Annotated in this window: 24 protein-coding genes and 1 tRNA gene; 11 read left to right on the plus strand and 14 right to left on the minus strand. The window is 57.2% G+C overall.

Going from position 1 to position 21,210, the window contains the following annotated elements:
- Positions 1-40: 40 nt before the first annotated feature.
- Positions 41-601: a hypothetical protein gene (locus IFJ82_RS06820; RefSeq protein WP_192266065.1), complete on the minus strand. Its 561-nt coding sequence runs from the start codon at positions 599-601 to the stop codon at positions 41-43.
- On the opposite strand from IFJ82_RS06820, the gene IFJ82_RS15695 reads away from it, so the two are divergent.
- On the plus strand, positions 600-1,124 hold the full coding sequence (locus tag IFJ82_RS15695; RefSeq protein ID WP_225578804.1) for a hypothetical protein: 525 nt from the start codon (positions 600-602) through the stop codon (positions 1,122-1,124). The genes IFJ82_RS06820 and IFJ82_RS15695 overlap by 2 nt on opposite strands.
- Positions 1,125-1,345: 221 nt before the next feature.
- Positions 1,346-1,903, plus strand: a complete 558-nt coding sequence (locus tag IFJ82_RS06830) for a hypothetical protein (RefSeq protein ID WP_192266067.1) — start codon at positions 1,346-1,348, stop codon at positions 1,901-1,903.
- A gap of 61 nt (positions 1,904-1,964) precedes the next feature.
- On the opposite strand, the gene IFJ82_RS06835 is transcribed toward IFJ82_RS06830, so the two are convergent.
- From IFJ82_RS06835 to IFJ82_RS06865, 7 genes are all read right to left on the minus strand, one after another.
- On the minus strand, positions 1,965-2,633 hold the full coding sequence (locus IFJ82_RS06835; protein ID WP_192266069.1) for a hypothetical protein: 669 nt from the start codon (positions 2,631-2,633) through the stop codon (positions 1,965-1,967).
- A gap of 329 nt (positions 2,634-2,962) precedes the next feature.
- On the minus strand, positions 2,963-6,034 hold the full coding sequence (locus IFJ82_RS06840) for a type I restriction endonuclease subunit R (RefSeq protein WP_192266071.1): 3,072 nt from the start codon (positions 6,032-6,034) through the stop codon (positions 2,963-2,965).
- Complete coding sequence (locus IFJ82_RS06845; protein WP_192266073.1) at positions 6,031-6,993, minus strand: GIY-YIG nuclease family protein; 963 nt, start codon at positions 6,991-6,993, stop codon at positions 6,031-6,033. Before IFJ82_RS06845 ends, IFJ82_RS06840 begins: the two co-directional genes overlap by 4 nt.
- The gene (locus IFJ82_RS06850; protein WP_192266075.1) at positions 6,990-8,294 is read right to left on the minus strand and encodes a restriction endonuclease subunit S; all 1,305 of its coding nucleotides are present in this window, start codon (positions 8,292-8,294) and stop codon (positions 6,990-6,992) included. Before IFJ82_RS06850 ends, IFJ82_RS06845 begins: the two co-directional genes overlap by 4 nt.
- The gene (locus IFJ82_RS06855; RefSeq protein ID WP_225578805.1) at positions 8,291-10,138 is read right to left on the minus strand and encodes an HsdM family class I SAM-dependent methyltransferase; all 1,848 of its coding nucleotides are present in this window, start codon (positions 10,136-10,138) and stop codon (positions 8,291-8,293) included. The genes IFJ82_RS06850 and IFJ82_RS06855 overlap by 4 nt, the downstream gene beginning before the upstream one ends.
- Positions 10,139-10,172: 34 nt before the next feature.
- On the minus strand, positions 10,173-10,571 hold the full coding sequence (locus tag IFJ82_RS06860) for a type II toxin-antitoxin system death-on-curing family toxin (RefSeq protein ID WP_192266077.1): 399 nt from the start codon (positions 10,569-10,571) through the stop codon (positions 10,173-10,175).
- A complete protein-coding gene (locus IFJ82_RS06865; RefSeq protein WP_003620405.1) occupies positions 10,571-10,798 on the minus strand; it encodes an AbrB/MazE/SpoVT family DNA-binding domain-containing protein in 228 nt (75 codons plus the stop codon). Before IFJ82_RS06865 ends, IFJ82_RS06860 begins: the two co-directional genes overlap by 1 nt.
- Before the next feature lie 45 nt (positions 10,799-10,843).
- Between IFJ82_RS06865 and IFJ82_RS06870 the strand changes: the two genes are divergently transcribed.
- From IFJ82_RS06870 to IFJ82_RS06890, 5 genes are all read left to right on the plus strand, one after another.
- On the plus strand, positions 10,844-11,179 hold the full coding sequence (locus IFJ82_RS06870; RefSeq protein WP_192266079.1) for a hypothetical protein: 336 nt from the start codon (positions 10,844-10,846) through the stop codon (positions 11,177-11,179).
- A 137-nt stretch (positions 11,180-11,316) separates the two neighbouring features.
- Positions 11,317-11,721 carry a hypothetical protein gene (locus tag IFJ82_RS06875; protein ID WP_192266080.1) on the plus strand — a complete coding sequence of 135 codons (405 nt, stop codon included), beginning with the start codon at positions 11,317-11,319 and terminating at the stop codon, positions 11,719-11,721.
- Positions 11,718-11,855 carry a hypothetical protein gene (locus tag IFJ82_RS06880; protein WP_167400299.1) on the plus strand — a complete coding sequence of 46 codons (138 nt, stop codon included), beginning with the start codon at positions 11,718-11,720 and terminating at the stop codon, positions 11,853-11,855. Before IFJ82_RS06875 ends, IFJ82_RS06880 begins: the two co-directional genes overlap by 4 nt.
- Positions 11,852-12,589 carry a hypothetical protein gene (locus IFJ82_RS06885; RefSeq protein WP_192266082.1) on the plus strand — a complete coding sequence of 246 codons (738 nt, stop codon included), beginning with the start codon at positions 11,852-11,854 and terminating at the stop codon, positions 12,587-12,589. The genes IFJ82_RS06880 and IFJ82_RS06885 overlap by 4 nt, the downstream gene beginning before the upstream one ends.
- Positions 12,543-13,175 (plus strand): tyrosine-type recombinase/integrase, encoded by a 633-nt coding sequence (locus IFJ82_RS06890; protein WP_192266084.1) that lies wholly within the window; start codon positions 12,543-12,545, stop codon positions 13,173-13,175. The genes IFJ82_RS06885 and IFJ82_RS06890 overlap by 47 nt, the downstream gene beginning before the upstream one ends.
- A gap of 36 nt (positions 13,176-13,211) precedes the next feature.
- Here IFJ82_RS06890 and IFJ82_RS06895 read toward each other — a convergent pair.
- A tRNA-Met gene (locus IFJ82_RS06895) sits at positions 13,212-13,286 on the minus strand.
- Between the two features lie 167 nt (positions 13,287-13,453).
- Here IFJ82_RS06895 and IFJ82_RS06900 point away from each other — a divergent pair.
- On the plus strand, positions 13,454-14,683 hold the full coding sequence (locus IFJ82_RS06900; RefSeq protein ID WP_040510856.1) for a mechanosensitive ion channel family protein: 1,230 nt from the start codon (positions 13,454-13,456) through the stop codon (positions 14,681-14,683).
- Here the strand turns inward: IFJ82_RS06900 and IFJ82_RS06905 are convergent.
- Positions 14,665-15,423 carry a GDSL-type esterase/lipase family protein gene (locus IFJ82_RS06905; RefSeq protein ID WP_192266086.1) on the minus strand — a complete coding sequence of 253 codons (759 nt, stop codon included), beginning with the start codon at positions 15,421-15,423 and terminating at the stop codon, positions 14,665-14,667. The genes IFJ82_RS06900 and IFJ82_RS06905 overlap by 19 nt on opposite strands.
- 15 nt (positions 15,424-15,438) lie before the next feature.
- The gene (locus IFJ82_RS06910; RefSeq protein ID WP_075595302.1) at positions 15,439-16,281 is read right to left on the minus strand and encodes an undecaprenyl-diphosphate phosphatase; all 843 of its coding nucleotides are present in this window, start codon (positions 16,279-16,281) and stop codon (positions 15,439-15,441) included.
- Positions 16,282-16,375: 94 nt separating this feature from the next.
- Here IFJ82_RS06910 and IFJ82_RS06915 point away from each other — a divergent pair, with 94 nt between their 5' ends.
- The gene (locus IFJ82_RS06915) at positions 16,376-16,840 is read left to right on the plus strand and encodes an MlaD family protein (protein ID WP_003620397.1); all 465 of its coding nucleotides are present in this window, start codon (positions 16,376-16,378) and stop codon (positions 16,838-16,840) included.
- A 36-nt stretch (positions 16,841-16,876) separates the two neighbouring features.
- Here the strand turns inward: IFJ82_RS06915 and IFJ82_RS06920 are convergent, their stop codons facing one another.
- The 3 genes from IFJ82_RS06920 to IFJ82_RS06930 all read right to left on the minus strand — a co-directional run bounded on the left by IFJ82_RS06920 (position 16,877) and on the right by IFJ82_RS06930 (position 18,785).
- A complete protein-coding gene (locus tag IFJ82_RS06920) occupies positions 16,877-17,971 on the minus strand; it encodes an ATP-grasp domain-containing protein (RefSeq protein ID WP_075632633.1) in 1,095 nt (364 codons plus the stop codon).
- A complete protein-coding gene (locus IFJ82_RS06925) occupies positions 17,968-18,543 on the minus strand; it encodes a DedA family protein (protein ID WP_075595299.1) in 576 nt (191 codons plus the stop codon). Before IFJ82_RS06925 ends, IFJ82_RS06920 begins: the two co-directional genes overlap by 4 nt.
- Before the next feature lie 74 nt (positions 18,544-18,617).
- Entirely contained in the window at positions 18,618-18,785 is a 168-nt protein-coding gene (locus IFJ82_RS06930; protein ID WP_192266087.1) for a hypothetical protein, read from the minus strand.
- A gap of 129 nt (positions 18,786-18,914) precedes the next feature.
- Between IFJ82_RS06930 and IFJ82_RS06935 the strand changes: the two genes are divergently transcribed.
- Together IFJ82_RS06935 and IFJ82_RS06940 are read left to right on the plus strand one after the other, a co-directional pair.
- Positions 18,915-19,904 carry a lytic murein transglycosylase gene (locus IFJ82_RS06935; protein WP_003620391.1) on the plus strand — a complete coding sequence of 330 codons (990 nt, stop codon included), beginning with the start codon at positions 18,915-18,917 and terminating at the stop codon, positions 19,902-19,904.
- A complete protein-coding gene (locus tag IFJ82_RS06940; protein ID WP_175576179.1) occupies positions 19,901-21,208 on the plus strand; it encodes a D-alanyl-D-alanine carboxypeptidase family protein in 1,308 nt (435 codons plus the stop codon). The genes IFJ82_RS06935 and IFJ82_RS06940 overlap by 4 nt, the downstream gene beginning before the upstream one ends.
- Positions 21,209-21,210 lie beyond the last annotated feature (2 nt).

Raw genomic sequence — 21,210 nt, forward strand, 5'->3', positions numbered from 1 at the left:
TATGAATAGGGCAGGGGCCATACCTGCCCATCCGCCGGATCTAGAGGAGGCCCTCTTCTTCCTCATCTTCGGCACTCATGATCTGTATCAGTTCCTGCGCCTGTCCATCATGCTCCTTGATCAGGCTGATATTCGCCGGGTTCAGGGCGGGCAGGTTTCCGTGTGCCTGCCCATGTTTCTGGAGAAGCGCCTCCGTCATGCCGAAACAGGTAATTCCCATGACGAAATCACGTGCGGTCATGCCACTGCGTTGAAGCAGGGGTTGCAATGGCTGCATTGCCTCGGTCCGCCGGATGGACATCGCAAGGGTCGTGTTCGGGGTTGCCTTGGGTGGGGACAGGTGCGCCTGCTCGATCTGCTGCATGAGGGGCAGCATGCGTGCGAAGAAATCTTTTGGCAGGGGATATTGTGCGACGGCCTGCATATCGTGCTGCACCGCGGCGTGAACCGCGCGCTCCAGCTCGGCCTTCTGTTCGGGGGTGGGGCCATGGTGCGTCGCGTCCTGCGCCGCCGCCGGGGGCAGGGTGGCTGCCTGCCATGTCACCAGCATGGCGCATGCAGTTATCGCCAGAAACGTCTTGTACAAAGAGAAAGAGGACATGGCAGAGGGCTCCTTTGCCCCATCTCATCAAAAAGGGTGGCACGTGATGGCGGCTGATGACATTCGTACTGATTTTGCCGTCTCTGTGTATGCAGTCAATATGGCTGACAATCTGGCCCACCCTGACCGTGCTGGTTTGCGCTCTTTCCGTCCTGCCGTGTCGGTGATCAGGACATGGGAACCGAACTTTGATGCCTATGATGCGTTGGGGGTGTGCAGCAATGCAATATCGCAGATACCTCGTGAATGTTCCAACGCCCCAACACCGCATATGCATAGGGAGGTGGATATGATGACGAAGTCTGATCTGGGAGTGCCCAATCCCGAACTTGAACTGCTGGCGATGAATATCTGGAACCAGCAGCATCCCGACCGCCCGTGGGAGCGGCGCGGTAGATTCAGGAACCATCGAAAGATGTCTCATGCCTTGCAGGGAATTCCTGCCTACCCGGAGGAGCAGGCCCGGTTTCGCTTTCTTGCATCGCATGCGATGGCAATAGCAAACCGAACTGGCCCATCCTGAATGGTCATCCTGTTCTTGTCAGGTTTTATATAAAAGCGAGTATTTCAAGAAATTCCGGAATAGATAATTTCAAGATATGTAATTGTCGATTGTCAGAAGTAAGCAGGCAGACGGGGCATAGACCGGTGACGTGATGGCAGGCATGCAATGCCGTACAGGCAGTCTGCATTATAAACTGCTAGATTATATCACCATAAAGTAACACTTGGATTATTTGTCCCATGATTCGAATTAAACGATATTTTGGTCTGCTGGCTGCTTCTTTCCTTGGGACATGCATTCTATCCGGGACAGTTCTTGTTCCGGACGCCTATGCTGACCCAGATGTAATGCCGAGAGAATTTGGAAACTGCATGGTCGGTCCTTCTCCACATACATTTGATGAAGTTATGGTCTTTTGCGGAGAGAGTGACACGGAGCCAAATATTGTAATATCAACTATGATTTACCACGGAAGTCCAGAAAAGCCAAGGGTTCCAACTTTAAATTATTATGATCCCCATAACAAAGATATAAATAAAAACGTTACGTTCGATTTTGGCTCCTATCATCACATAAACGGCTGGGTTACAAACCCACCAGGAGCATGGTTCATAGATGATGGTCGTTTGTCCATCTGGACGCCAGCACTTCAAGCACTGATGAGTGCTGAAACCTTCAGTGCCACGAGCGATTCAGGTACGAGTACGGTAGACTTAACCGGCTTTAGCCAAGCCTTCCAATATTTCGCAAGCGAATATAAAAGAATTCATCACCAGCCTTTTCCCGCATGGCATTGAGGCGGTCGACTTTATGATCGTCCGCGTTTCCCGGTCGAATATCGGGAAACGCGGATATGAATTACTTGGCCATTTTGGTCTTTTCTTCATCAACCCTATCCAGCAACGCCTTGGCCTCATTCGGGGTTATGATATCCGTGAAGGCGGTTCCATCCGTCGCGACGAACTGAAATTCCCACGGATGGTCCAGGCTGGCGATATATTCAACCGTGCTACGCAGGATGGGTGACAGCAGTTCGACGCTATGCGCGCAATCCATCTCGATCGTCTCGCGGGGCAGGAACCCGTCGACAATCCCGCCATGTGGCATGATTGTTTCCGAGCACTCGCCATTCTTGTTCGTCTGGTTGACGTTGATGAACGCAGGGCCGGGACTGTCCATATATTTCATGTGGGCATAATCCCGGAATTCACTGCCGGTATACGCTTTCTTGCCCCATGCTCCGGCCCCCACGTAAAACAGCGCGTCGCCAGACTTTCCGAGGGGACTGGGCTTCGTCAGGATGGCGGCATCCAGCCATGCCCGCGCCTCATCCACCGATCCCTTTGGCGGCAATCGGTTCTGTCCGATCATGATGGCCGGATCCCACGGCTGGTTCACGACCATTGTCTTTTCCTGAATTTCCGCCTCGGACATTTTCATAAGCCGCTCCGCACGATTTGCGAAAGCGGATGTGGAGACGCCTGCCAGCAGGATGGTCGCGGCAAGGGCAAGACGAAACGGTTTCATGGGGAATACAGATCTCCAAATTCCTTATGAAACAGAATGTAACAGCCCAACTCCCCAAAACCATGCACAAACAGGTATAAGAGTTTTGTGGGGCGGCGACAGGTCTCTGTTCAGTTAGAGAGTAAAAAACAAGAAAAGTTTTTGGGTGCCGCCTTTTTTCAAAAAGGCGGCGTCTTCTGAAGCTTTTTGAAAAAAGCTTCACCAAAAACTTTTATGATTTCAGGATGTTATCGAGCCTGACTTTTCAAACAGTCCCTTAACGATCACTCTGGGTCTCTTGCCGCGTTGGCCTGTGCGTGTCGTGCCTTACCTGAATGGGGTAACACGCTTTATTTCTGCATCGCTTCCCATAACCCGCCCTGTTTCACGATGGCGGCAATAACGGCACGCAACAGCGCACTATCGTTCAGCATCTGTTTGCCCATCTTTTCATGTGCTTCCATCAGTTCGATGGTCGCATTCAGTCCTTCTTCGTGAAGATCTGGTGAGTTGGCGAACTGGTCCTTGGTGTTGGCCTTTGCCTGTTCCCGCAATTTTTCTGATTCCGCCAGCTTGGTTTCCAGCCCGGTGACAAACGCCACCTTGTCACCATCCGTCAGATCACCTTCGAACAGGTCATTGATTGCCTCAATAACGTGGGAGAGCTGAACCTTCACCTTATCCTGCGGTTGTCCCGAACCGGCTTCTTTTATGGGCTCCAGCCCGTCACCGGCTTCGTTCTTCAGCCCAAGCTTCTGCCTGCCCAGATCCTTCATCCGGTGATGCGTCAGACGCAGGGTCGTCGTGTCAATGGTCTCTCGCTCACGGTCGAACTTCAGCAAAGGCCAGAGCATTTTTGCGAACAGGTACAGCTTTTCATAATCCGGATTGCCATAGTTCAGCATCTGGCTGAAAAACTCATACATCCGCACGTAAGATGCCAGATCGCTTCGGAACTGAACCAATCCGTCAATGCGTTCCTTTGCCTCCTTCCGCTCCTGTACGCCTTCCGGTTCGGCCTGAACAATTTTCCGGGCATCACGATACCGGTCCAGCACACGGGAACTGACCGGCACAATCGCCGCATCAAGCTGCTGCTGTGACGCTTTCGGATTGATAAGGATATGAGCCACCCGGTCCACTTCAGGTTGATCATACAACCCGGCATCATCCAGCTTGTGACGCAGGTTCACCACGCAGTTCGGGTCACTCAGGTCCGTCAGCTCGGCCTTTGTGTAATATTGCTGGAACGCCTTGAGGATGTCTTCGGGATCATTTTCGAAGTCGACCACAAAGGTCATGTCCTTGCCCGGATAGCAGCGGTTCAAGCGCGAAAGCGTCTGAACGGCCTGAATCCCGCCAAGCTTACGATCCACATACATGCCGCACAGCAATGGCTGATCGAAACCCGTTTGGAACTTGTTCGCCACGATCAGAATCCGCCATGGATCTTCGGCAAAGACTTCCCTCAGGTCGCGCCCTTTGAGGGCCGGGTTGATATTGCTTTCCGTAAAGGGCTCCGGACCACTTTCCAGATCCTCCACTTCGCCCGAGAATGCTGCGAGAAGCCCGAATGGATAATGCTTTTCCTTAACATAGCGATCCATAGCCAGTTTCCAGCGCACGGCCTCCTTGCGGCTGGCCGTCACGACCATGGCGCGCGCCTTGCCACCAAGAAGAGGCTGCACATTCTGTCGGAAATGCTCCACCACGATCTGTACACGCGCGGAGATGTTGGTGGGATGCAGGCGCACCCACTTCATCAGCGCTTTCTTCGCTTCCGAAGCCTCGACTTCCGTGTCATCCAGAATCTGCCCGTTCTGGCTCAGGCGAAACGCCTGTTTCCAGGACACATAATTCTGCAACACATCAAGGATGAAGCCTTCCTCGATAGCCTGCCGCATGGAATAGACATGGAACGCCCCAGGCTTGTTGTGCTCGCCCTTGGGCTGATCCGGATGCGGCACACGCCCAAACAGTTCCAGCGTTTTGGCCTTTGGCGTGGCCGTGAAAGCAATGAAGGAAATGCCTGCGTCTGCCGCAGTCCTTTGCGACATTTCCGATGTCATCACGTCTTCCGTGCTGATCTCCCCACCGTCTGCAAGCTCCGCCAGTTCACCGGCTGAAAGAGCTGCCTTGAGTTTGCTGGCTGATGTCCCGGTCTGCGAGGAGTGAGCCTCATCAGCAATTACGGCGAAATGTTTGCCCTCGGTCGCCGCAAGCTGACGGATTTCCTTCAGAGCGAACGGAAAGGTCTGGATCGTGCAGATGATGATTTTCTTGCCGGTATGCAGGGCCGCCGCAAGTTCCTGGCTCTTGCTGCCGCCGTTGCCGGAGATTGACGCCACCACGCCACGCGTGCGCTCAAAGCTTTCAATGGTTTCCGAAAGCTGCCGGTCCAGAACAGTGCGGTCCGACACCACGATGACCGTATCAAACAGCTTGTGATTATGAACGTCATGCAGGTCGGACAGGAAATGCGCCGTCCACGCGATGGAGTTCGTTTTGCCCGATCCTGCGGAATGCTGGATCAGGTAACGCTGTCCCGGCCCTTCCTCCAGAATAGTGGAGACCAACAGTCGTGTGGCGGCAAGCTGGTGATAGCGCGGAAAGATCCAGCCCGAGATCTTCCCCTTTTTCTTCACCGCAATGACGTAGCGGCCCAGAATATCCAGCCATGAGTCCGGCTGCCAGACCTCGCGCCACAGATATGCCGTGGTATCGGGATTGCCCGCCCCACCATGATTCCCCTGATTGAACGGCAGAAAGCGGCTGTGCACGCCATCCAGATGGGTGCACATCCTCACATCACTGTTGCTGACAGCAAAATGCACGACCGCACCACCAGGGACTGAAAGCAGCGGCTCCGCAGGCTTGCCGGGCGGTTTCGGCAGGCGGTCGGTGCAATACTGTTCCACCGCGTCCTGCACCGACTGTGTGTAGTTCGATTTCAGCTCCGCCGTGGCCACCGGAATGCCGTTCAGAAACAGCACCAGATCCAGTTCATTGCCGTTGCTGGCCGAATAGCGCACCTGCCGCACCACGCGCAGGCGATTGGCGTCATAGCGATGACGCAGATGCGGATTCATTGTCAGGGCCGGACGGAACTGACAGATTTTCAGCGTCTTCGTCAGGCCGATAATGTCCAGCCCGTCCCGCAGCACAACCAGCGTGCCCCGTATGTTCAGCGCATCCCGCACCCGCTGGCACAACACAGCACCCGCCGCGCCACCATGCGTTTTTTCCAGCGTCTCCCACGCCTCGGGCTCGCATTCGCGCACCCACGCCAGCAGGTCTTCGGGGAACAGCGCCAGTCCCACGTCATATCGGGCCGCCGAAACCTCATCATAAAGCCAGCCGGAGCGCGCGAGGTCATCGCAGATTTCGGTTTCCAGATGGTGCTCTTTGTGGAGGTCTGTCATGTGCTAGCGTCTTTTTCTGTTACTGCATCAAGCTGACGGGCCTGCCAGTCCCGGAACGAAACCTCCGGGTTGCTTTCCAGCTTCCATGCGGCAGGACCACTCACGGAATGGCCGAAAACAACTGCGGCGGCCGCGCTTGGGCTTCTGAACGCATAATCTTTGGTAAACACCCGATGTGTTCCCGCCATTTGCAGAATACCCGACCGCACCAGTTCATCGTGCAACGGTCTGTAGGAACCAGCCTGCACACTGTCCTGCCTTTGCCACTCACCCCGTGCCTGCGACCCGGCCTCGACAATAAATTCGCCGTCCTGAAAAACCGCTTTCGCCGTCAGATCAATGCGGGGTTTGTTCAGAACAAAACGAGCGGTCTGCGTTATCGCATGATCCGTGTCCGCTTCCGCCGCCTCAAACGCCGGAACGGGGCGCGATGATCCCGCCGGACGGCTGCGTTGAATGAACATGTCCACCCGGATGGCCGGCAGCACCACCATCAGGCTGCCAAGAAACGCCTCCATCTTGGCAATATCCGCCTCCGTCAGTCCCGGCAGGGAGGGCGCGTTGCCGTTATGCAGCGGCGTATGCCCGATCTCCCGCGCCATGGCGATCAGCCGCGCTTCGAGATATTTTACATGCGCCTTGTTGAGCCGATTTGCACTGGCGGAGATCAGAACGGCGGTTTCCCACCAGTCCTTGTCACTCGCCGCCGCATGCTGCTTCAGTCGCGTGCTGAGGTCCTCGGCCTCGCCGATATAGGCGAAATCCTGCCCATCCTTATCCCCCAGCAGCAGGTACACGCCCGCGTAACCGGCTTCCTCCCGTCGCAGCGCCTCGGTCAGGCGCGTGCGCGGCGTGACGAACACATGCCCCGTCCAGTTGAAGAGTTCGGCAGTAATCATCCCGTCCGGATGACCGTCGATATAGAAAAGCTCCAGAGAGCGGCCCTTGGTGTCGATCACGCTGCACGCGCCTTGCTCTGGGCGCGAACGTCGATCTTGCCGGTGACAGCGGCGGAGATGAGGGCGGCGCGGCGTTCTTTACAAAGAGCAAGCATCGCTTTCTGTTCAGCAATCAAAGTATCAATCTTCCTGCACTCGAGGTCCAGAAAACTGGCGATTGCCTGCTGTTCGGGAAGTGGCGGGAGAGAAATTGAGAAATCCCGAACGAACCGTTCTGAAACACGTTTTTGGCCACCGGCTCCATACATAGATGCCTCAGCAGGTTTTCTAAAAATATCTGACTGAAAAAAGAGGAAAAGATATTCGGGAATAACGCGCGATGGTACAGATCTGGCAACGATAAGCTCGGTTGTTCCAAAGCCAACGCCTCGAAGCAATCCTTTAACCACAGCACCTTTCCCATTTTCAAAGCATGGCGTTATCTTTGCAAAAACAATGTCCATATCTCTGAAATATGTGTAGCCATTCTGGACATCAGAAATTTTTCGTTTTTGTTCGAGGTTGATCGTTCCATCATCTCCGATAGCTTCCATGGGAAGAAAAGAAATTTCTTCGTTTAATGGAAGATAGGAAATTTCTGTTTTTGAGGGATTAAACTGAGCTACGAAACGAAGGCGAGAATAATCCCACCCTTCCGGCACCATCCCGATCCAAGGGATGCCTGAGTCCTTCATGGGGACGTTGGGGTTCAGGCCTTTTGTGACGGCGTGGGAGATGACGCCCTGCCGCTTTTCCGCAAGGAGGGCAATCAGCCGCTCCTGTTCGGCAATCAGGGCATCAATCTTCCCACACTCGCGGTCCAGAAAGCTGGCTATTGCCTGCTGTTCGGGGAGTGGTGGAATTGGCAAAACAATTCTATTCATGTTGTTTTGTGTAAGTTTATCTCGGGTTGAGCCCTCAATATATGAAGAATATTCAACGAAATTAAGAGCATTCACTAGAAATTTTGGAGAAAAATTTTCAAATACCTTCAATACATGCACATGATTATTAGGCCATATAGGCCCATTTATATAAAAAGATACTTCCTTTGTCTTGTCAAAAAAAGGAGCGCCATCCTCTCCAATTAAAATTAATTCTTGGTTAAATAAGAATTCGTCAACAAAATCAACAATGCAGTTGGCACCCCAATAAGGAATGTTTCCTTTTTTACAGCTCCTCTCCTCTTTATTAAGAGGAATGCGCTTCCCATCGAGACATTGAGCCAAGTAACGAAGAGGAGATATTATCCACCCAACCGGAATATCCCCGATCCACTCAACCCCACTGTCCTTATAAGCCGGATACTTTGGAAAGCTCATGCCGAAAGCTCCCCAAGCATTGCCATGATTTTCGTAGTCACCTCTTTCAGATCCGCATCAATCTCCGCAAGCGGGCGCGGTGGCTCGAACACATAAAAATACCGGTTGAACGGAATTTCGTAGCCGATCTTTGTCTTGTCCTCATCAATCCACGCATCCGGGGCATGGGGCAGGACTTCGCGTTTGAAATAAGCGTGAATATCCTCGTTCAGCGGCACGTTTTCCGTATCGCGCAGGCTGCTATCGGGCATGGGCTTGCCCTTCGCCTTGCCGCGCTGGCCGAGGACGATCTTGCCGTCCCCGTCGCGTTGCGGACGCTCCACGGTGATGGTCTGATAACCGAAATCCTCGTTATTGAAGATGCGGCTGAGCGGCGCGAGCCGGACCTTGCCGCCTTCTGGCGCTTCCGGTGGCGCTTCGCCCCGCATCACGACTGCACGTGTCTGCGTGCCGTCTGTGGCGGTGATGGTGGCAAGTTGCGCTTCCTGCGCATCCCGGAACAGGCGGGTGACGAGGGTGATGTCGTCCTCCCCCATTTCCTTGCGTTTGGAGCCGAGGCTTTTTCGCATTTTCCGCCAGAAGGAGGAGGCGTCGATCAGTTGCACCTTGCCCTTGCGGTTTTGCGGCTTCCGGTTGGTCAGCACCCAGACATAGGTGGCGATGCCGGTGTTGAAGAACATATCGGTCGGCAATGCGATGATGGCTTCGACCAGATCTTCTTCCAGCACAAAGCGCCGGATTTCGGACTCGCCAGACCCCGCAGCCCCCGTGAACAGGGGGGAGCCGTTCAGGACAATCCCGAAACGTGCGCCCCCATCTTTGGTAAGACGCATCTTGTGAACAAGATGCAGCAGGAACAGCATGGAACCGTCGGAGATACGCGGCAGGCCAGGGCCGAAGCGTCCGTCATAACCCTGCTTTTCGTGCTCGGCCCGGACGGCTTTTTCGACCTTCTTCCATTCCACGCCAAAAGGCGGATTGGAAAGCATGTAATCGAATTTATGGTCCGCCAGTTCATCATCGGAGAGCGTGTTGCCAAGGCGGATATTGCTGACATCCTGATTACGGATCAGCATGTCAGCCTTGCAGATGGCATAAGATTCCGGGTTCAGCTCCTGCCCGAACATGGTCAGGCGGGCATCCGGATTGTGGTCGAGCAGGAACTCTTCCGCGACAGAAAGCATGCCGCCGGTGCCCGCGGTGGGGTCATAGATGGTGCGGACCGCAGCATTCCCGGGGGTCAGCAGGCTGTCATCCTCAGCAAAGATCAGGTTCACCATTAGTTTGATGACTTCGCGCGGGGTGAAATGCTCACCAGCGGTCTCGTTGGAGGCTTCCGAGAACTTGCGGATCAGTTCTTCGAACACCTGCCCCATCTGGTGGTTATCAACGGCCTTATCGCTGAGGTCGAAGCTGATGAATTTTTCAAGCACCAGATAGAGGAGATTGGCTTTGGCCAGCCGGTCTGTCTGTTCGGTGAAGCGGAAATGGTCGAAGATGTCACGGGCGGCGGGGGAGAAGGCGTTGATATAGGCGGACAGGTTCTCGGCCAGGTTATCCGGATCATCCAGCACGCCTTTCAGCGTGAAGTCAGACGTGTTTACGAACCGCAAACCAGCGGCTTTCTCCATGAAAGGCATTGGGTCGATCCCTTTGCGCTCCCACTTCTCCTTTTCCTTCAGCACTTTGTCACGGGTCGGGGCCAGCACGGCATCGAGGCGGCGCAGAACGGTAAAGGGCAGGATAACCCGGCCGTATTCGGCTGGCTTGAAATCGCCACGCAGGAGATCGGCGACCTGCCAGATCATGGAAGATAGGGAGGCAGTATTGGGTGTCGTGCTCATGAGAAAATCTGGTCCGATGTCGAAAATATATGAATTACTGATTTTGAAAATGTTGCCGAAGCCACGCCGCAAACGCATCTTCCGCCATTGCGCCAGATGCAAGAGCCACCATCGCCTCGACGGCATCCGGGGCGCTGACCTGCACACGGGTTCCATTCAACCGAAGGAAAAGGATGCAACAGTTCCAGGCTGTTCGCTTGTTGGCGTCATTGAAGCAATGATTAAGCGCAATGCCATAAGCATAGGCCGCAGCCAGGGGAGCGGCGTCCAGTGCCGGTAATTCAGTAGAGTGCCAGCAGTTTTCGGCGCGGGCTAACGTATTGTGCAGCATATCCTCGTTTCTGAGGCCATGGGTCCCGCCATATTCCTTCAGGGCCTGATCGTGCATGAACAGCACCACGTCAGGTTCCAGAAACTCAGGCAGATCCGGCATCAGCGCTTGGCCAGTTCCTGAAGAACGTCAGCCTGCTCACGCAGCGTCTCGCGCGCCATCTGCATCTGGCGTTCAAGCTTGAGATTGCGCTTCACCAGCTTGATTCCGTCGACCATTTCGACCAGCGTAAGTTCCTGTCCGACTTCCAGACCAAGGCGGATACGTGTTTCCGCCGGAAGAGTAACGCCGACAGAATTGCCCTGTTTGCGCACGACGACCGTTTCCATGGCCACATCTCCGTATTACGTTTTGTAATACGTAGCAGGACTTATTTGGGAGCGGCAAGAAAAATCGAGTTGTCACTACGTCAGCTATTGCACTTACCCACCAAAAGCCCGGACCTTTCGTTTTCTCCCATAACTGCCTGTCTGCTTTATGGATTGCGGCAGACGGGGAGGGGGCATGCCTCTGGGCCGTATTTTTCGATCACCGGCGGTCGTGGCGGTGGTGTTCAGGGCCTTACGGCGTGTCGTCAGTTAAGCCCTGAAAGCTTGTTTGAAAACAACTCATTGATAAAAAATAAGAAAAGTTTTTGGGTGCTGCCTTTTTTCAGAAAGGCGGCGTCTTCTGAAGCTTTTTGGAAAAAGCTTCACCAAAAACTTTTATGATTTCATGATATTATCGAGCCTGACTTTTCAAACAGGCTCTGAGCTGAGGGGTGTACTTTCTGTTGCTCTGTCATGACTGTTTTTTTCGGATTTGGGGGAGAACAATAGATGCGGCGCTATGGCTTACGTGACGACCAGTGGGAGCGGATAACGGCGGCGCGCTGTATACAGCACTTCTGGAAACCGATAGCTGGCGTGGCGGTGATCGCAGAGAGGCTCCGTTTGACTGGAGCGTTTTTAGGGGGCAGTTCAGCGCAGCGGAGCCGCCATTACAGCCCTGCGCCGTTACCGGTGTCACCCAGTCCGTTGTGGCGGCAGCCATGGTCGCCGCTGATCCCGAGCATGAAAAACTGGTGTGGGATATCCGCACAACGGCAGAGCAGATCACCTATATCCCGCAAGGGCGGGACGATCTGCTGATCGTTATCGCCACAGCCAGATACCCGGTAGACAACCCGCAGATCCCCGAATGGGTTCTCCACGCATTGGAAGAACCGGAATCCGCCACACCCACCTCCCAGACGCAGGGGGGCACGCCATGACCCCGCTTTCAGACCGGCAGGTCGAACGGCTGCGTGACCGCCTGCCAACGGCTGAGGAGGTTGCGGCCTACGCCCTGCTGTTCTCCCTGATCTGGGGCGGGTTGGTACTGCTGTTCGTGGGGTGCCTGCCATGACGCGCCTTACGACACCACCTGAAATCACCAATCACCAGATGGTGGAGGCCGAAACCCGTACCTTCCATTTCCGGAAACCGAGCGGTGGATCAGCCTACTGGTTCAACCTGACGTGGATACGGGGGAAACTGATCCTGTGTGGTGATTTCGACGATATCATCCTGACCTGCTTTCCTGCGTGCGCGACGTTCGCGGGGGCCGTCACATGGGCCGTCGATGCTGAGTTCGAATACCTGATGGAAAAATCAGGAAAAGCCCGAGCCTATGACGAGGTGCGCACGTTGCAGGACATCATCACCTGGGCGAATGCACCCGTCATTGAGGAGTTGAACGGTACCGAGAGATTGCGCAACGTCCTGGTCGAAAAAGACGGCCGTAAACGGTACGAGACCATCCGCACGAAACTGCGCAACGGCTATCGCCATACCTGCCAGGACTATCGACGGGCGGTTGCTGCCGGCACACAGGACGATTTTTGTGATGACCTGACGGCGACAGATCCACGCAGGTTTGTCGTCAAGATTTCCGAAAGTGACATCTACCGCACCTGGATCGACGATTGTGATGTGGATCGTATCTATCGATATGACCCCTGTTGGGAACGCTGGTTAAGTCTGTGGCACGATCTGTACGGTCGGGAGTGGTCGGGATTTCTGAAATATACGCCCCCTTCCATGGTCGCCACCCATGAAGGCCGCTGGCGTATCAAAGACGAGTTGGAGCGGCGTCTCTGACCAGGCCCGATATCCACCGTCCGTTTTCAGTTTTGGAACGCGCATCCGCGCCGCAGTCATTCTCGCCCTCACTACGGGCCAGCGCGGGCAGGACCTGGTTACGATGAAATGGGCTGATTACGATGGAGCAGGGATCTACGTGGTCCAGCTCAAAACGCGTGCGCGAGTCTGGATCCCTCTCCACGACCGGGCACGGCATCTGCTGGACTCCATGCCCAGGCACGGAGCTGAGACGATTTTGACCAGGACGGATGGCAGGCCGTGGAAAGTGAACCATTTCCAGCACGAGATGGGGAAACAGATCCGTGCGGCCGGACTGCAGGGTGTGGTCACGCACGGACTGCGAACGACGGCCGCCAAATGGCTGGCCGAGGCTGGATGCTCCGAGCGCGAAATCATGTCGATCACCGGGCACACCAGCACGGCGATGGTCGGACATTATGTGCGTGAGGCGAGCCAGAAACGCAGGGCACAGAGCGCTGCAACAAAAGTGGCCCGCTATCGTTTAGAGCAGAGGAGTGCTAAACCGGGGATTAGCAATGTGCCAAACCCACACAACAAACAGGCTGTTGAGAGCGATGAATAATTGCAATTTTTCTAGGGAAATCAATCCTAACGCGGATGGTAGCGGCGGACGGATTTGAACCGCCGACCAAGGGATTATGATTCCCCTGCTCTACCGCTGAGCTACGCCGCCATCGCGTTAGGATGAGTGCGAAATATCCCCGCCCAAGGGAGAAGTCAACCCGTTATCGCCATGATTCCCTTATAAAAAGAATTCAGGCCGCAAGGTCGCGTTGTCGCCACGTGCGCAATATGCGTACCATACCCCAGACTATATAAGAGAAAAGCTGAGATTCATTCGTGAAAAACGAATTCATTACCGTTCTTACTGACCTTAAAAATCTTTTCGGGTGGTTGCCTGGGCCTGTTTCCTCCATTCTCATGCTCTGCGCTGCCGGACTGATGGCAGAACTTTTCAGCCGTTTCTTCACAAAGCTTATCCTTCGTATCCCGGGACAGAAGCGCGGCGCGTTTGTGCGTACCTTCACCATGGCCATGCAGCGCCCGGTGCGCATCATGCTGGTCGTGCTGTTTGTCGGAACGGCGCTGCCGGCGTCCGGCCTGCCATATGAAATGATCCAGGCCACGACGCATACATTGTTGGTACTGTTTGTGCTGATGCTGGGATATGCGGCAGTTGTCGCCACCCGTATCCTGTCGGAAGCCTATCTTGCGCGGATCAGTGACAAGAACGACAAGGACGATATCCTGCTGCGCACGCATATGACACAGGTGCGCATGCTGCGCCGGACGGCGGACCTGCTGATCGGGTTGCTGACGGTCGGGGCCTCGCTCATGACGTTCGAACCGGTGCGCCAGTATGGGCTGAGCCTGTTTGCATCGGCGGGTGCGGCCTCACTCGTGGTGGGGTTGGCCGCGCGCCCGTTGCTGACCAATCTGTTCGCGGGCATGCAGATCGCGATGACACAGCCCATCCGTATGGAGGACCTGATCATCATTAATGGTGACTGGGCCTGGGTGGAGGAAATAACCTCCACATATGTTGTTCTGCGGGTATGGGATTGGCGGCGGCATATCGTGCCGATTTCATATTTTCTTGAAAATACGTTCCAGAACTGGACCCATAATTCGGCAGCCCTGATCGGGGTGGTGTTCCTGTATGTGGATTTTCACGCCCCGATGGACCGTATTCGCGAACGTCTGCGCGAAATCGTGCATGCAGCCCCCCTGTGGGATGGCAAGGTATTCGATGTACAGGTCGCGGATTGCAGCGCGCAGGTCATGACCATCCGCGTAATCGCCAGTGCCCGTTCTGCGATGCAAAGCTGGGACCTGCGCTGTGAAATACGCGAACAGATCATTGCCTTCCTGCGCGATGAATGCCCCGAGGCCCTGCCACGTGAACGCCTGTCCCATGTTGCCGCGGTTTCGGGACGCAGTGCGATGTACGATCCCATGATGCTCTCCCCGCCGATCGACCGGCCGCCTCCTGGGGCGTATTCAGGGCCGCGCAAGGCAGGGCCACCGCCCAACGGAACAAGGGGGCAGGGTCAGGGAACGCCGCAATAGGCAGCGCGAGGCGGCAGGAGATGATGCGGATAGTCACCTAGCAGCCTGCATATGAGTGGTTCCAGATGTCGTGCGATGCGCGCCTGCGCCATGGCGCACGGATGCAACGGCAGGCCCGGCGGCGATAGAAGCGGGTCCATGAACAGGCTGGCGTCAACCTTGCCGCCGGTCTGAAGGCAGGGGGCAAGGTCGATGTAATGCAGCCATCGCCCCCGCGGTGCGGCATAGGTGCGCAACATATGGTTCAGGCGCGTTGTCTGCGATGTCACCCATGCTGATCGCAGGGAGGGCAGAACACCAGGGAGGATGAGGGAGCTGTCGGGGAATGCATGGTGTATGCGTTCCACAATGCGGCGGATGCCTCCTGCGGCCTGTCCCGCGTATTGGCCGAGATGCCCGAGGTTATTGACCCCGATCATCACGATGAAAACGCGCGGGGTGTTATGGAAATCCAGTTCCCCATGCATGAGACGCCACAGGAGGTTGCGCGTATCATCCCCCCGGAAGCCAAGGTTGATCGCACGGCGATCCCCATAATAGGCCCGCCACACCGGGGCAAAGTCCTGCCATGCCGGTGGTCCGTGGCGTTCCCAGTTATGGGTAATGGAATCGCCAAACCAGACCAGGTCGCATGCGGTGTGGCGGATATGGTGCTGCTTGCGCAAAAAACGCTCCCGCCACCATTGGGTTTGCATGCGCGATACGGCATGAATGGCCGGGTTGGCGTCCTGTGCCTGCATCGCCACCAATCGCCGTCAGCCCAGATAGATGAAGGCGAATACCCCCATGGCAATGCAGTAATATCCAAAAGGCTGCAGCGCCCATTTTTCATGATCGTGGAAATACCGCATCAGGATGACGGTGCTGAACAGCGCCACCACCGCCGCCACCACCGCCGCGATCCCGGCCGTCTGCAACTGCCCGGGGGCAAGTGTGATATGCCGCATCTCGAACGCTTCCTTGACGGTGGCCATCAGGATGACGGGCTGTGCCATCAGGAATGAAAAACGCGCCGCATTTTCATGCGACAGCCGACAGACAAGCCCCCCCACGATGCAGGCCCCGGAACGCGAAATCCCGGGGAAAAATGCAAGGCACTGGCACAGGCCGATGATGACGGCTTCCACCATGCCCAGAGAGGCGATGGGCCGGCTCAGGACATTTTGCGTGCCCCGGCCCTTGATCCGTTCCGTCAGCAAAAGCATCGCACCATTGAGCGTCAGGAAAATCGCCGCATAGCGCGCAGTGCCAAACAGGTGACGGATCATGTGTTCGAACAGGCCCCCCACGATCACCGCCGGAACCGTCGCAACGCCAAGCAGGATGAAGATGCGTACGCTCTCGATCTGTCGCTGCACGCCATCGCGTCCCGATGCGCCAGACAGCAGGGCGCGCCAGTCCCCCCAGAAAAACAGCAGCAGGGCAGTGGCGGTCCCCAGATGCAGCATGACCAGAAAAGGCAGGAACGTGTCCCCATGCAGGTCCACCGACCAGTGCAGGAGTGCGGGCACGATGGCCGCGTGCCCAAGGCTGCTGACAGGGAACAGTTCGGTTGCCCCCTGGATAATTGCAATGATGATTGCCTGCAGGAGTGTCATTGTCGGGATATCCGTGGCGAATTAGTCTATATGCAACGTCTGGATGCGATGGTCGATGCCATTGCTGCGATACATAAATGGGCAAAGGATCGTCATGGCAAGGGAAAGAAGCGGCGCGATCATCTCCAGTGGTCTGGTATTGCTGGTGGCGGCGGGGTTCTGTGCCTATGCCCGTGCGTCCCAGATGGGGCCGGACCGTGGCGGTCGTCCCCTGACGGCGCGGTTTATTTCCGCCAACGGGCTGAAGGTCGGTGCCGATGTGGAACTGGGCGGGGTTTCGGTCGGGCGGGTCACTTCCATCGTCCTTGACCCCACGACCTATATGGCGAATGTGGGCTTTACGGTGGATCGTGCCGTCAATCTGCCCGCCGATACAAGCCTGTCCATCGGCAGCCCGTCGCTGACGGCCGATATGGCGCTGATGGTGCGGGCGGGCGACAGTAAGGCCACGCTTTCCCCCGATGCGCCCATAACCGACACCCATGAACCGGTCAGTCTGGAACAGCAGGTCAGCAATTACATCTTTGGCAATGGTGGCCTGCCTACAGACCCTTCCTGAACGATCCGCATGGCCACTCCGCATGGCCACCGGGCATCAGTCATTCATGGGATAGGACGCCAGCAGCCTGCGCTGTCGCAGCCAGCAGCGCAGCATTGTCATCGCGCCACTGGGTTTCCAGCCCGCCTTGCGTTTCTTCGCCCCGATACGGAATGTTTCGCGGTAATGCATGAACTGCGCGGCATAGGCATCACGCAGGGTTGTGCGCGAATCCCAGATATGGGTGGCTTCGGACCCGACCCCATTGATTTCGATGATCTCGAATTTCTCACCCCGTAACAGGGCGGCGGCGGAGTCTGCCTTTACGTCGATACGCCCGAAATGGAAATCGGGGATATCGTGCATGATGGCGTCGATCCGTGCCTCAAGCTCAGGCGTCACATCGGCCGTGCAGTCGTGGAAAATCGCACCCTTGCAATGGTTGCCCGTAAAGACGAGGGGCAGTGCCTCGCCCTTGGCTGGAACGTCGGCCAGGCGGCCGCGCAGACGCGGGATATAGATCTGGGGCACCAGCCGCGTGCGCGGGTCCGCATGCAGCAGTTCTTCCACCGTGGAGCGACCATCCCCAACCAGAAGCGGAACCTCCTTGTAGGTCATGGAGGTGATGCGCCCGTGCGCTTCGTCGGGATGGCGGATATAGAAAATCCCGACTTCGTGTGAATAGGGGATCAGGCGCTGTAGCATCAGCGAGACATGGCGCGGGAATGTTGCCAGTGCCTGCGCCAGCGCCCCGGCATCGGCCACCAGCTTGACCCCCGTGCCGTTGCACCCGATGTCGGGCTTCAGCACCACCGGAAAGCCAAGTCCGGCATGGTCCATGGCCTGTATGGCGCGGGCGGTGTCGTTGTGTCCCGTTTCCACCAGCGTATAGGGCGCAATCCAGCGGCGCGCGGTCTCGCCCGCCATGTTGAGGATCGAACTCTTGCTTTCCCCGCACAGGCCGCCTGTCTCGATACGTGGGTTGGCGGCTGTCGGCAGGCTGAGGTCGCCATAACGCAGGCCCATCATGATCCAGTACATCACCACCGGGGTATAGAAGATCCATCCCGGCCAGAATTCGAACATGGACAGGGGGGACGGGGCCTTCGCGGGGGAGGAGGCGGGCGTGGAGATGGTGGACATGTCGGTCATCGGGATTGGCCTTGCAATCGGGCAATGGTACGGCTGATGAGGAAGATGGTTACGATAAAGCCCGCCAGTCCCAGCCATTTCCATGTCCCCAGGTGGGAAATCAGGAATTGTCCGACACGCAGGGACACGGCGAACAGCAGCGTTGTCCAGATCAGGGTTGCCAGCACGGCCGCGACACAGAACAGGCCCAGCCGCGCGCGGAAAAAACCACAGGCGGTATATAATGGCAGGCGTGCGCCGGGAATGAACCGGCTGATGAAGACGATACGAAAGACGTTACGGTCGAACCAGTGGCCTTCATGTTCCACGTTCGGCAATGTGACCCACCGGCGCGCAGGGGGCCAGCACGCGGCAAGATAGCCAAGCCCGTACAACCCGATATCCCCCACCACGATGCCGATATACAGCGCCACCAGCGCGACCGGCAGGTCCACATGCCCCGTCTGCACCTGCATGGCGGTCACGATCGTTGCCGCATCCTCCAGGATGAACGTGCCGACGATAATGGCCAGCCCCTGCAGCAGGGGGGAGGCCCCCGCCGTGGCAAGGAATGAAGTCAGGGATAAAGACATCTACGGCCAGCTAACGCACACATGGCGGCAATGGGGAGGGGAACGTGACCAATAACTGACAAGCCTCTTTCAACTCATGACCGATGCAGGCCCAACGCCACGGGACGGCGTGACGCGACATGTCGGAAGGCCGCGAATGATAGCGCACTAAGGCGCTGGCGCCGCCCCTGCGCGCCCCGTGTCCGACACAGGTCGTCGCAATCCGGCCCGCGCATAACCGTGTTATGGCGACCTTGTTGCATGCTTCCGCGATACGGACAAACCCGAAGTTGTTACCTGATTGTGTCCACCAGTCACGGCATGCGACACAAACCGCCCGGAATGGGGCCTGAAGGATTGAAACCACCCCGCCTCCGTGGCAGAGCATCACAATGCTTGTACGCCGCACATTCCTGCTGTCCGCCGTTGCCCTGTCCACCGGGGTGATCGCCCCCGCCCTGCGCGCGGGGCGGGCCTATGGGCATGCGCAGGATTACGCCACGTTCGTCGCGGGTGTGCGCGATGACGCGATTCGACAGGGGCTCGATACCGGGATTGCCAACAGGGCGCTGGACCTGTCCACGCCCAATGCGCAGGTGCTTCGGCTGGATCGCACGCAGCCGGAATTCCACCTGACATGGGCGCAGTACCGACAGCGCGTCATTACCCCCCGCAAGATCGCCGATGGCCGCACGGCCGTAGCGGTGCAGCGCGCGCTGCTTGATCAGGCGCTGACGCGTTATAATGTCGCGCCGGGGGCGATTGCGGGGATATGGGGGCTGGAATCCGCCTATGGCACGCGCATGGGCACATTTGGCGTCATCGATGCGTTGTGTACGCTGGCCTATGACGGACGTCGGGCCAAATTCTTCCACGATGAACTCATGAAGGCGCTGCATATCCTGGGGATGGGGGATATCGCCCCCGAACAGATGATCGGCAGTTATGCCGGCGCGATGGGACAGCCGCAATTCATGCCCAGCGCCTATCTGCGCTATGCCGTGGATATGGATGGCGACGGGCGGCGTGACATCTGGCATTCCACGGCCGACGTATTCGGCTCCATCGCCAGTTATCTGTCGCATTCCGGCTGGATCGGCGACGAACCGTGGGGACAGCAGGTCACGGTGCCCGATACCCTGGCGCAGGCTGCGCTTGGACGGACGCATACCAGAACCTTGCAGGAATGGATGGATGCCGGGGTGCGGCAGATCGACGGCAGCGCATTCCCCCGCGCGGACATGCGCGGCGCGATCCTGCGCCCCGATGGGGTGGGGGGCGAATCCTTCATGGTCTATCGTAATTTTAACGCAATCCGTCGTTATAATCCGTCGGATTTCTATGCACTGGCCGTTGGGCTTCTGGGTAACGAGATTACATGACATCAGGACACGCACAGCTTCGCACAGCCAAGCTTCCCGCCGCCATGCCGGGCCGGTATCCCACACGGCGCGCGGTCCTTTCGGGCGCAGTCATGTCTGGCGCGGTAAGCGGGTTGGCCCTGTTGCCTGCGGGGCGGGCGTTTGCCGCACGCAGACATCATCCCGCACCTGGCCCGGCAGCCCCCGCCGCCGGGGGGGGCGAGGCGCCTGCCGGGTCCTATTCCCCTGCCAACAGCCTGATCGGGCCGGTCGATACCCCCGCGCGCTGGGCGTGCATCATCGACTATACCACCGGTGCCGTGCTGCTGGAAAAGGCGGCGGACGAACGCATGCCACCATCCTCGCTGACCAAGATGATGACGGCTTATGTCGTCTTCGGGATGCTGCGCGCGGGACGGCTGAAGCTTGATCAGACCCTGACCGTCAGTGAAAAGGCATGGCGCATGCAGGGGTCGAAGATGTTCGTCCCCCTGCAGGGCGCGGTTGCGGTGTCTGATCTGATTCAGGGCATGGTGATCCAGTCGGGTAATGACGCCTGTATCGTCCTTGCCGAAGGTGTCGCGGGGTCCGAGGACCAGTTCGTGTCCCTGATGAATGCACAGGCGGTACAGCTTGGCATGACCAACACGCATTTCATGAATGCGACCGGTTGGCCCGCGGACGGGCATTACATGTCCGCGCGCGACGTCACGACCATCGCGATGCACCTGATCCACGATTTTCCCGAATATTACCATTTCTTTGCGGAAAAGGGGTTCCGATACAACAGGATTTCGCAGGAAAACCGCAATGCGCTGGTGGTCAAGGGGATCGCCGACGGCCTGAAGACCGGGCATACCGACGCGGGCGGCTTTGGCCTGTGCGCCAGTTCCGAACGTAATGGAAACCGGATCGTCATGGCCATCAACGGCCTGCCATCAAGCAATGCCCGCGCGTTCGAGGGGGAGAGGCTGCTCGAATGGGGGTTTGTCAATTTCGAAAATGCGACGCTGGTACATAATGGGGCGGTCATCGACAGCGCGCCCGTCTGGCTTGGTAAGGCGGCGACCGTGCCGCTTGTCGCCACGCGCGATGTCCTGCTGACGCTGCCCCACGGCTGGCAGAACCGCGCGCGCATCGCACTGGATTACAAAAGCCCCGTGCCCGCACCGATCAAGGCGGGGCAGGTGCTGGGACAGCTTGTGATTTCCAATACCGGCCTGGCCGACATCATGGTGCCGCTGGTGGCCGGGAACGATGTCGGGCGGCTTGGCCTGTTTGGCCGGGCTTCTGCCGTGCTGGGGCAGAAACTGGGACGTCACTGAGG

It is taken from the genome of Novacetimonas hansenii, assembly GCF_014843995.1.
Taxonomy (GTDB): Bacteria; Pseudomonadota; Alphaproteobacteria; order Acetobacterales; family Acetobacteraceae; genus Novacetimonas; species Novacetimonas hansenii.

Coding starts and splice junctions, on each gene's coding strand:
- IFJ82_RS06835 (WP_192266069.1), bottom strand. CDS start 2,633: ATGAAACCGTTTCGTCTTGCCCTTGCCGCGACCATCCTGCTGGCAGGC.
- IFJ82_RS06920 (WP_075632633.1), bottom strand. CDS start 17,971: ATGACCGACATGTCCACCATCTCCACGCCCGCCTCCTCCCCCGCGAAG.
- IFJ82_RS06905 (WP_192266086.1), bottom strand. CDS start 15,423: ATGCAGGCACAGGACGCCAACCCGGCCATTCATGCCGTATCGCGCATG.
- IFJ82_RS06915 (WP_003620397.1), top strand. CDS start 16,376: ATGGCAAGGGAAAGAAGCGGCGCGATCATCTCCAGTGGTCTGGTATTG.
- IFJ82_RS06885 (WP_192266082.1), top strand. CDS start 11,852: ATGACGCGCCTTACGACACCACCTGAAATCACCAATCACCAGATGGTG.
- IFJ82_RS06910 (WP_075595302.1), bottom strand. CDS start 16,281: ATGACACTCCTGCAGGCAATCATCATTGCAATTATCCAGGGGGCAACC.
- IFJ82_RS06880 (WP_167400299.1), top strand. CDS start 11,718: ATGACCCCGCTTTCAGACCGGCAGGTCGAACGGCTGCGTGACCGCCTG.
- IFJ82_RS06830 (WP_192266067.1), top strand. CDS start 1,346: ATGATTCGAATTAAACGATATTTTGGTCTGCTGGCTGCTTCTTTCCTT.
- IFJ82_RS06840 (WP_192266071.1), bottom strand. CDS start 6,034: ATGACAGACCTCCACAAAGAGCACCATCTGGAAACCGAAATCTGCGAT.
- IFJ82_RS06860 (WP_192266077.1), bottom strand. CDS start 10,571: ATGCCGGATCTGCCTGAGTTTCTGGAACCTGACGTGGTGCTGTTCATG.
- IFJ82_RS06865 (WP_003620405.1), bottom strand. CDS start 10,798: ATGGAAACGGTCGTCGTGCGCAAACAGGGCAATTCTGTCGGCGTTACT.
- IFJ82_RS06940 (WP_175576179.1), top strand. CDS start 19,901: ATGACATCAGGACACGCACAGCTTCGCACAGCCAAGCTTCCCGCCGCC.
- IFJ82_RS06935 (WP_003620391.1), top strand. CDS start 18,915: ATGCTTGTACGCCGCACATTCCTGCTGTCCGCCGTTGCCCTGTCCACC.
- IFJ82_RS06890 (WP_192266084.1), top strand. CDS start 12,543: ATGAAGGCCGCTGGCGTATCAAAGACGAGTTGGAGCGGCGTCTCTGAC.
- IFJ82_RS06820 (WP_192266065.1), bottom strand. CDS start 601: ATGTCCTCTTTCTCTTTGTACAAGACGTTTCTGGCGATAACTGCATGC.
- IFJ82_RS06850 (WP_192266075.1), bottom strand. CDS start 8,294: ATGAGCTTTCCAAAGTATCCGGCTTATAAGGACAGTGGGGTTGAGTGG.
- IFJ82_RS06925 (WP_075595299.1), bottom strand. CDS start 18,543: ATGTCTTTATCCCTGACTTCATTCCTTGCCACGGCGGGGGCCTCCCCC.
- IFJ82_RS06855 (WP_225578805.1), bottom strand. CDS start 10,138: ATGAGCACGACACCCAATACTGCCTCCCTATCTTCCATGATCTGGCAG.
- IFJ82_RS06930 (WP_192266087.1), bottom strand. CDS start 18,785: ATGCAACAAGGTCGCCATAACACGGTTATGCGCGGGCCGGATTGCGAC.
- IFJ82_RS15695 (WP_225578804.1), top strand. CDS start 600: ATGGCAGAGGGCTCCTTTGCCCCATCTCATCAAAAAGGGTGGCACGTG.